This is a genomic window from Nocardia sp. NPDC005978 (genome assembly GCF_040614455.1).
Taxonomy (GTDB): Bacteria; Actinomycetota; Actinomycetes; order Mycobacteriales; family Mycobacteriaceae; genus Nocardia.
Window position 1 is genome coordinate 1 of sequence record NZ_JBEXUS010000209.1, and the last position, 5703, is coordinate 5703.

Here is a 5703-nt window from a genome sequence, read left to right on the forward strand (position 1 = left end):
TCACCGAACGGTGAGCGGGCCTTCGACCGCACCGGTGGAGCTGATGACGTTGCCCCGCAAGCTGTTTGCAGAGCGCCGCCGATACCCGCTCCGGCGGCAACGCGGCCTACGGCTCAGCGGAGGCCGGATTTCCGCACGAGCGGGGCTACGCCGCGGCGTGCGCGCCGACGCTCCGCCGACCGCGCCCTCATTCCAGGAAACGCGCGATGGCGGCCGCCACACACGCGGGCTTGCTCTCCCCTTCGATCTCGACGGTGACGGTCCGCTCGATCTGCACCCCGCCCGGAATATCGTGCGCGGCCGTGAGATGCACGCGACCGCGGATGCGACTGCCGACCGGCACCGGGTTGATGAACCGGACCTTGTCCAGCCCGTAGTTGATAGCCATCCGCGCGGAGCTGACCCGCATCACCTGCGCGGTCATGGGCACGATGAGCGAGAGGGTCAGGAAGCCGTGCGCGATGGTGCGCCCGTACGGCCCGGCGGCGGCGCGCTCGGCGTCGACGTGGATCCACTGCTGGTCGCCGGTGGCTTGCGCGAAGCGGTCGATGCGCTCCTGGTCGATGGAGATCCAGTCGCTCACACCGATGTCCGTGCCGACGGCGGCGCGCAGCAGTTCGAAGGAGGTGAAGTCGATCATGGGTCGAGCCCTTCTCAGATGCGGCGGCCGCCGTCGACGTAGATGGTCTGGCCGGTGACGAAGGAGGCGTCCGGCGACACCAGGAAGGACACCACGTTCGCGATGTCCGCGGGCTCGCCGACCCGGCGCAGCGGGGTGATCTCGGCGGCCTGTGCCCGGAAGACCTCGGGGTCGACGCCGACGCGGGCGGCGGTGGCATCGGTCATGTCGGTGACGATGAAGCCCGGGGCCACGGCGTTGACATTGATGCCGTACGGCCCGAGTTCGATGGCCAGCGTGCGGGTGAAGCCCTGGATGCCCATCTTGGCGGCGGAGTAGTTGGCCTGCCCGCGGCTGCCGAGCGCGGAGACGCTGGAGGTGTTCACGATCTTGCCGGACTTCTGCTTCACCATGTACCGCTGTGCGGCCCGGCTGCACAGGAACGCGCCGCGCAGGTGCACCGACATGACGGTGTCCCAGTCGTCGACCGACATCTTGAACAGCAGGTTGTCGCGCAGCACGCCCGCGTTGTTGACCAGCGCGTCGACCGAACCCAGTTCGGCGGCAACGCGTTCGAAGGCCGCGTCGACCGAGGCCTCGTCGGTGACGTTGCAGCCCACCGCGATCGCGGTGCCGCCCGCGGCGGCGATGGCGTCGACGGCGCTCTTGCAGGCGGCCTCGTCGAGGTCGGCGATGGCGACGGTGAAGCCGTCCGCGGCCAGGCGCGCGGCGGTGGCCGCGCCGATGCCGCGGGCCGCTCCGGTGACGAACGCTACCTTGGAACTCATGGGTATCTCCTTGTCGCGGAGGGGTTTCAGACGATGGCGTTGACGCCGGTCAGCGCGCGGCCGATGAGCAGTTTCTGAATCTGGCTGGTGCCCTCGTACAGGGTCAGCACGCGGGCGTCGCGCAGATACTTGGCGACCGGGTACTCGTCGATGTATCCGTATCCGCCGAATACCTGAATGGCGTTGTTGGCGGCCTTGACCGCGGCCTCGCTGGCGAAGAGTTTGGCGACCGAGGCCTCGGTGCCGAACGGCCTGCCGCGCTGCACGAGATCGGCGACCCGCCAGGCCAGCAGCCGCGCGGCCTCGACCTCCACCGCGATGTCGGCCAGCAGTTCCTGAACCAGCTGGTACGAGGCGATGGGCTTACCGAATTGTTCGCGTTCGGTCGCGTACTTCACCGACGCTTCCAGGCAGCCGCGGGCGACGCCGACGCAGCCGGCGGCCACGCCCATGCGGCCCTTGTCCAGCGCCGCCATGGCGATCTTGAAGCCCTGCCCCTCCGCACCCAGGCGCGCGGAGCCCGGCACACGGACCCCGTCCAGGACCAGTTCGGCGGTGGCCTGCCCACGCAGGCCGAGCTTCCCCTTGATCTCGGTGCGCGTGAATCCCGGTGCGCCCGTGGGCACCAGGAAGGCGCTCACCCCGCGGGGCCCGGGTCCGCCGGTGCGCGCGAAAATGATCGCGACGTCGGCCCAGGTGCCGTTGGTGATGAAGATCTTGGTGCCGGTCAGCAGCCAGTCGTCGCCGTCGCGTTCGGCCTTGGTGATCAGACTGCCCGCGTCGGATCCGGTGCCGGGTTCGGTGAGCCCGAAGCAGCCCAGCGCGTCGCCGGAACACAGGCGCGGCAACCACTCCCGTTTCTGCGCCTCGGTCCCGTAGGTCTTGATGGTCTTGGCCACCAGCCCCAGCGACACCGAGACGATCCCGCGCACCGAGCTGTCGCCGACGCCCAGTTCCTCCAGCAGCAGGCAGTAGTCCAGGGCGGTCCCGCCGGACCCGCCGTATTCCTCGGGGATCTCGATGCCGAGAAACCCCATAGCCCCGAGCTTTCCGACTATGGCGGTGTCCACCGATTCCGCCCGATCCCAGGCGGCGGCGTAGGGCACGACCTCTTTCTCCACCCAGGCGCGGGCCAGGTCGCGCAATTGCCGCTGCGCGTCGTCGAGCTCGAAATCCATCGGCGAAAGCTCCTAACCGAACGTTGTTAGGTCAATGCCACGAAGCTATCCTAACGCTGTTCGGTTTTTCAAGACTCCCGGCGCAACCCGCCGCGACGCCCGAAGCGGGAGGTGTTCACCATGGCCAGACCGAAGATCCCGCTGCTGAGCCGCGACCGGATCCGCACCGCCGCGCTCGCCCTGATCGACCGGGACGGCCTGCCCGAACTCTCCATGCGCCGCTTGGCCGCCGAGCTCAACGTCCAGGCCGCCTCCCTCTACGGCCACTACCCGACCAAGGACGATCTCCTGGACGACGTCGCCCGCGGCATCATGGCCCGCGTGGACACCTCGGCCTTCGCCGCGGGCGACTGGCGGCACGGCCTCGTCTCCTGGGCGCGCTCGTACCGCGCGGCCCTGGCGACCCACCCCAACTTCGTCCCCTACCTGGCGGCGGGCCCCGGCACCCGCGAGGAGAATCTGCGCGCCGCCGACGCCGTCCACGGCGGCTTGATCACCGCCGGCTGGCCCCCGCGCGAGGCCACCCTGATCGGCGCGGCCACCCGCTACCTGGTGATGGGCGCGACCCTGGGCTCGTTCTCCCGCGGCTTCGTGGACGACGCCCACCTCTACCGCGACCGCTACCCCCACCTGGACCAGGCCCACCTGCTGCGCGCGAAGGCCGACGAGATAGATGCCGACAGCTTCGAATTGGCCCTGACAGCTTTCGTCGACGGCCTGTCCCTGCGCTATCCCCCGGAAACGGCCACGGCCGAACGGCTTTCGTAGCGCGACACCCGCGGCGGCGACGGCCGAAGCTACCCGTCAGTTTTGTATTGCTTTTTGTGGCAGAGAGATTCGCGCCGACGTAAGGTTCCCGATGAAGCGGGACCCGGTCCCCCTTCGCTTCATCGTCACCGAATCGCTAGGAATACCTTGGCGCACAACGTCTATATCGACTCGCTGCTCGACGCGCTGGAGTCTCGGGGCTATCGGGGAGTCCTCGAGAACCCGGCCGCGATCACCATCACCGCCCCGAACGGCGAGCGCGCCGACCTCCCGATCGAGCCGTGGTTCCGGTTCATCGACGCACATGCCGAGCACGGATTGCCCACCGCCGCCACGCGCTACGCCGATCAGGCAGTATCGCTGTTCGCGAACGTCGATTCGACCGACTCGAACCTGCGCATCCGGATATACACCGACGAATACATGAACCAGGTCGCCACCCTCGGTGATCTGCGTGTCCGGCGCGGCGACGCCCTGCTGACCCGACGGCTGGCGCCGGGCCTGATGGAAACGGTGGTGATCGACACCCCCGACTCGATCCGGACGCTGAACCGTCAGGAGGTGAAAGGGCGGGATCCGAACGCCGTCTTCGGCGCGGCCATCCGGAACTCGCTGGCGGAAGACCACTTCCGGGTATTCGAGCACAGCTACGGGCCGGTCACGGTGCTGGCGCTGGAGGCCGGTCACCGCTACATCGGCGCCCATGCGCACATGCTGTCCCGCTACGTGAATCCGGCCACCGCGCGGCTCGGCGCGCTGGTCTCGTTCCCGACTCCCGAGGTGGTCGTGGTGTACGAGATCGGACCGGTGCTCAGTATCGCCACGACGACGGCCCTGGTCTACTGGATCGCCAAGCAGTACATGACGCAGTCCGAACACCAGTTGCTGTTGCGCCTGTACTGGTGGCGGCCGGGCGCGTACGAGGAACTCGGCGACCGCGGACCACTCTCCGGCGGGGGCCCGGATTTGCGCGAATTGCGCTTCGACGTCGACTTCAGGGCGGACACGATCCGGGCACAGACCGCCGAAACCGGCGAGCTTTTGGAACTTTGGCGGAACGCACTATGAATCATTCCCCGGGACAGCAGAATACGAACCCGGCATTCACCCACACCACCGTGCCGGACCTCGACGACATCGCACCGCTGCTGCGGCCGGTGATCCGGCGTTCGGGCTTCGGCGACGAATCCGTGCACAAGCGCCGGCGCATCATCGCGGACCTGGGTCTGGATATCGGTGACTACACGCCCATCTCGCTCCCGCTGGTGTCGCCGCTCATCGATCAATACGTACTGATGGATCTGCCCGGCGCGCACGGCTACGTCTTCCCGGAGCTGCTGGGCAGCTACGTGGTCCCGGCGCTGCTGCGACACTGGGGCATCACCGCCGAGCAGGCGTTCGCGGCGGCCTACCGCAACATGGAGGGAGCGTCGGCGGTCGCGCTGGACGATCCGCCCGCGGGCACGGGCAAGCCCGAGCTCATCGAACTGTCCGGCGAGCCCGGTGATTTCGCGGGGTCCTTCCCCATGCTCGACGGCTGGTACGAGCAGGTCTGCCACGCCCTCGGCTCGAACACCCTGTTGTTCATGCCCGCCGAGGGCGAACTGGTGCTCGGCCGCAACCTGATGGGCGGCGGGACGTGGTTGTGGGAGGAGATCCAGCGGCGCTACGAGCGCGCCGAACGCCCGCTCTCACCGCTGCCGTACGTCTGCGACCGCGGCCGCCTCACGCCCTATCAGCCCGGCTTCGAATCACCCGAATTCCGTGCGGTAGAGGAGGCTTCGGCCCGATTCACCGCGGACTGCTACCGGACCCAAGCCGAACGCCTGCGCGCCCTGCGCACGGACGGCGGCTACACTGGCTGGTTGCCGACGTGATCGCGGCGTTGCGGGCCGACGGCACCGGCCTCACCTCGGCCCCCTGGGTGGCCGCCGACAACACGCTGATGCCGATCGTGAACCAGGTGGTCGTGCACGACGCCGAGGCCGACGAACACTTCGCCGTCCCACTGGATCTGATCGTCGGCATAGTCCAGGCGAAGCCGGTCCCGGACATGTCCCCGCCCCGCTATCTGCTCCGGCAGCACCCGGACCCCGCAACGATGGCAAGGCTGCGACGCGTGGCGACGATGCACTGAGAACAGTGCGCGACGCGCCGGCCATGCTGACCCCAGGCTCGGTGATCGGCTCGGAGCCTGCGCTTTTCGGTACGACGGGGTGCGAGTCTCCTCGTCCGCTCGACGTGTCCGGACCTGCGGGTTCGGGCACGGAGCTGTGCGCCCTCGGATGGGACCGAGCCCGGCAGGGCAGGCCCGGCAGGGCAGGCCCGGCAGGGCAGGCCCGGCAGGGCA

7 protein-coding genes are annotated in these 5703 nt (G+C 68.8%); 4 read left to right on the forward strand and 3 right to left on the reverse strand.

Going from position 1 to position 5703, the window contains the following annotated elements:
- Positions 1–187: 187 nt before the first annotated feature.
- Genes ABZ319_RS39915 through ABZ319_RS39925 form a run of 3 tightly spaced genes read right to left on the reverse strand, consistent with a single transcriptional unit; the run spans position 188 to position 2585 of the window.
- A complete protein-coding gene (locus tag ABZ319_RS39915; RefSeq protein WP_354991795.1) occupies positions 188–640 on the reverse strand; it encodes a MaoC family dehydratase in 453 nt (150 codons plus the stop codon).
- Positions 641–654: 14 nt separating this feature from the next.
- Positions 655–1407 (reverse strand): 3-oxoacyl-ACP reductase FabG, encoded by a 753-nt coding sequence (gene fabG / locus ABZ319_RS39920; protein WP_354991796.1) that lies wholly within the window; start codon positions 1405–1407, stop codon positions 655–657.
- A 26-nt stretch (positions 1408–1433) separates the two neighbouring features.
- The gene (locus tag ABZ319_RS39925) at positions 1434–2585 is read right to left on the reverse strand and encodes an acyl-CoA dehydrogenase family protein (RefSeq protein ID WP_354991797.1); all 1152 of its coding nucleotides are present in this window, start codon (positions 2583–2585) and stop codon (positions 1434–1436) included.
- Between the two features lie 120 nt (positions 2586–2705).
- Between ABZ319_RS39925 and ABZ319_RS39930 the strand changes: the two genes are divergently transcribed.
- From ABZ319_RS39930 to ABZ319_RS39945, 4 genes are all read left to right on the forward strand, one after another.
- Positions 2706–3353 carry a TetR family transcriptional regulator gene (locus ABZ319_RS39930; RefSeq protein WP_354991798.1) on the forward strand — a complete coding sequence of 216 codons (648 nt, stop codon included), beginning with the start codon at positions 2706–2708 and terminating at the stop codon, positions 3351–3353.
- 147 nt (positions 3354–3500) lie between these two features.
- On the forward strand, positions 3501–4421 hold the full coding sequence (locus ABZ319_RS39935; protein WP_354991799.1) for a hypothetical protein: 921 nt from the start codon (positions 3501–3503) through the stop codon (positions 4419–4421).
- Positions 4418–5230, forward strand: a complete 813-nt coding sequence (locus ABZ319_RS39940; RefSeq protein ID WP_354991800.1) for a hypothetical protein — start codon at positions 4418–4420, stop codon at positions 5228–5230. Before ABZ319_RS39935 ends, ABZ319_RS39940 begins: the two co-directional genes overlap by 4 nt.
- Positions 5227–5490: a hypothetical protein gene (locus tag ABZ319_RS39945; protein WP_354991801.1), complete on the forward strand. Its 264-nt coding sequence runs from the start codon at positions 5227–5229 to the stop codon at positions 5488–5490. Before ABZ319_RS39940 ends, ABZ319_RS39945 begins: the two co-directional genes overlap by 4 nt.
- Positions 5491–5703: the final 213 nt, after the last annotated feature.